Source organism: Pelotomaculum propionicicum, from assembly GCF_004369225.1.
GTDB classification, from domain to species: Bacteria; Bacillota; Desulfotomaculia; order Desulfotomaculales; family Pelotomaculaceae; genus Pelotomaculum_B; species Pelotomaculum_B propionicicum.
On record NZ_QFFZ01000116.1, the window covers coordinates 1 to 2275 of the forward strand.

The window sequence follows — 2275 nt, forward strand, 5'->3', positions numbered from 1 at the left end:
GGTTCGGTAGCAGTTCCGATGATGACTGTTTCTTTCCCTGAAGAAGTCGCCTTTCTTTTTTCCGGAAGGCGAATCCATTCCTTCGCCTCCAGCTTTCGCAGTAACTCGCGGCAAGATTCCAGCTTTGGTTTCCCGTTTGGTCCATACCACGACAGGGTTTCACATAGCGTATGCGCCAATTCCTTTTGACTCAATCGGGGAAACAACCGGATCACTTCCTTAATGTGTTCCAGTTCTTCCCTTGTAAAAATGCGTCCGTTCAAGAGAACTTCCTCAGGCCAATCTTCATGTATCGTCATAGTGTGGCTCCTTTTTAAAATTTCCCACACTATTGTCTCATATTTATTTTGTGGTGTCCAGTGCTATTTTGCGAAAAACTTTTTCTCCCCAACTCTTATAAACCTTGTCAGTTATAAATCTTTAGATTCATGCGTCAGCTCTGTATAACAAGCCGTACCGGTAGTATAAAAAGTCTTGTTTCAGAGCTTTCCCGGGGTTACGATTTCTAGCCGGCAATGTGGCTTGGTTGTCCTCCGGTAATATCTTTTAAACTTTCATACTCGGTCAATACCGGCTTTTCGTATTCTTTTTCACGGTGTGCCTCCATGGCTGATGATTAATAAGATATTCATTTACCTGCGGGGTTTATTTAAATAGGCGTATAAGAATAGGAACACCATGGCAACCGGCAGCGCCCAGTAACCATATAGAATTTCATTATTACTCAGACTGTGCGGGTACTGATACAGTCTCACAAAAAACATTAAATCATAAACTGCCGCGGCTACCGCTATAAAAAGAATGACATATCTCAAAACTCTGGTATTTTTCATTTTTGCCTTCCTTTTTACATCTGATTTTATCACATTGTAGTGTGCTAAACGAGAGATCCGGGGTTTTCCTTTTCCATTTCCTTAGCTTTTTCCAGCCTGTCCAGGCTTGCCACCATACTGCGCAGCATCTCGTCGGTATAGCTTTCGGTGATCCATTCCTTTACCACATCCACACTGGCGCCCAGGTGGTGAGACAGGTTCCGCAGGTACTCCTCCTCCGCCAGGATGCGGTCGATCATTCTCTGCCTTATCTCTATAACCTTTTTGTCTTTGGTCATACCCAATCACTCCTGCTGATGTGACTTGTGCTTATTATAATTTTTTTCACCCTGCTTTTCAAATAAAAAAGGCCGGGCGCTTAGCCCGGCCGCAGAGTTGTTTTTTTAACAGGACATAGTGTAATCGTAATGGCCTTCCCACTTGATCGTCCCCAAGTTGTTAATCAGGCCGCGCTCTTTCATTTTCTCCCAAAAAGGCAGCGCGTCCTCACTGATCTCGTTGACAGAAATGTCCTTGAACAAAGGGCGGATAAGTCTCAGCGCGCACTCGCCCAGGTGCTCCCTTTTAGGGTTGAGACCGATGGTCAGGACCCGCAAATCGAAGAATTCCCCTTGTTTAAAGCCTATTATCCTTACACCGCCGTTAAACCTGAAAGCCGTTGCCGTCCTTTTCCCGTAATTGTATACGCATTCGTTGATCCCGCCAAGACGCTCCATCATCAAATCCCCCTTATCACCCGGATTGTAAAACAAAAGAGATTTGTATATAATAAGCAGCATCCTACAAGGTGACAAAAACATATACATTTTAGTTTAAATTAATTATATCACAAAAGTTCAAATATTCTGATAAAATCAAACAATTTTCAGAAAATATTTTTATAATCAGGCTAAGGTGAGTAAGCAATATGTATGACTTGATCGTGATTGGCGGGGGCCCTGCCGGTATGCTGGGCGCGGCGACGGCAGGGGCGAGAGGTTTGAAAGTCCTGCTGGCTGAGAAAAACGACCGCCCCGGCAGGAAACTGGCCATCACCGGCAACGGCAGGTGCAATGTCACCAACAGCGGCGGTATAGATGATTTTCAGAGAAACATTGTTTCCAACGGGAGATTCCTGTACGGCGCCCTGGCCGGTTTTGACAGCCGGCACTTGATCGCCCTGCTTAATGTGCTGGGAGTTAAGGTCAAGGTGGAGCAGGGTGGCAGGGTTTTCCCGGTATCGGACAGGGCCGGCGATGTGGTGGAGGCGCTGCAGCGGCACCTGCGCTCAAACAAGGTCGAGCTAAAGACCGGCGCCCGGGGCAAGGAAGTGATGGTCCGGGACAACCGGGTGAGCGGCGTGCTGCTTGCTGACAACAGCCGCTTGAATAGCAGTAATGTGCTGCTGGCCACCGGCGGTATGTCATACAAACATACCGGCTCGACCGGCGACGGCTACGATA

The 2275-nt window shown here is 47.1% G+C and carries 5 protein-coding genes; 1 reads left to right on the forward strand and 4 read right to left on the reverse strand.

Annotated features, from left to right (window positions below):
- From Pmgp_RS19060 to Pmgp_RS19075, 4 genes are all read right to left on the reverse strand, one after another.
- A partial coding sequence (locus tag Pmgp_RS19060) for a hypothetical protein (RefSeq protein ID WP_205078054.1) occupies positions 1 to 299 on the reverse strand: 299 nt, incomplete at its 3' end.
- Between the two features lie 333 nt (positions 300 to 632).
- Positions 633 to 833 (reverse strand): hypothetical protein, encoded by a 201-nt coding sequence (locus Pmgp_RS19065; RefSeq protein ID WP_134216241.1) that lies wholly within the window; start codon positions 831 to 833, stop codon positions 633 to 635.
- 44 nt (positions 834 to 877) lie between these two features.
- Positions 878 to 1111 (reverse strand): hypothetical protein, encoded by a 234-nt coding sequence (locus Pmgp_RS19070; protein ID WP_134216243.1) that lies wholly within the window; start codon positions 1109 to 1111, stop codon positions 878 to 880.
- Positions 1112 to 1216: 105 nt separating this feature from the next.
- A complete protein-coding gene (locus Pmgp_RS19075) occupies positions 1217 to 1552 on the reverse strand; it encodes a hypothetical protein (protein WP_134216245.1) in 336 nt (111 codons plus the stop codon).
- A 188-nt stretch (positions 1553 to 1740) separates the two neighbouring features.
- Between Pmgp_RS19075 and Pmgp_RS19080 the strand changes: the two genes are divergently transcribed.
- Positions 1741 to 2275 (forward strand): NAD(P)/FAD-dependent oxidoreductase (locus tag Pmgp_RS19080; protein ID WP_134216247.1); only part of this gene is annotated, 535 nt, incomplete at its 3' end.

Excerpts from the sequence above, each read along its gene's own strand:
- Pmgp_RS19065 (WP_134216241.1), bottom strand. The coding sequence starts at position 833 with ATGAAAAATACCAGAGTTTTGAGATATGTCATTCTTTTTATAGCGGTA.
- Pmgp_RS19070 (WP_134216243.1), bottom strand. The coding sequence starts at position 1,111 with ATGACCAAAGACAAAAAGGTTATAGAGATAAGGCAGAGAATGATCGAC.
- Pmgp_RS19075 (WP_134216245.1), bottom strand. The coding sequence starts at position 1,552 with ATGATGGAGCGTCTTGGCGGGATCAACGAATGCGTATACAATTACGGG.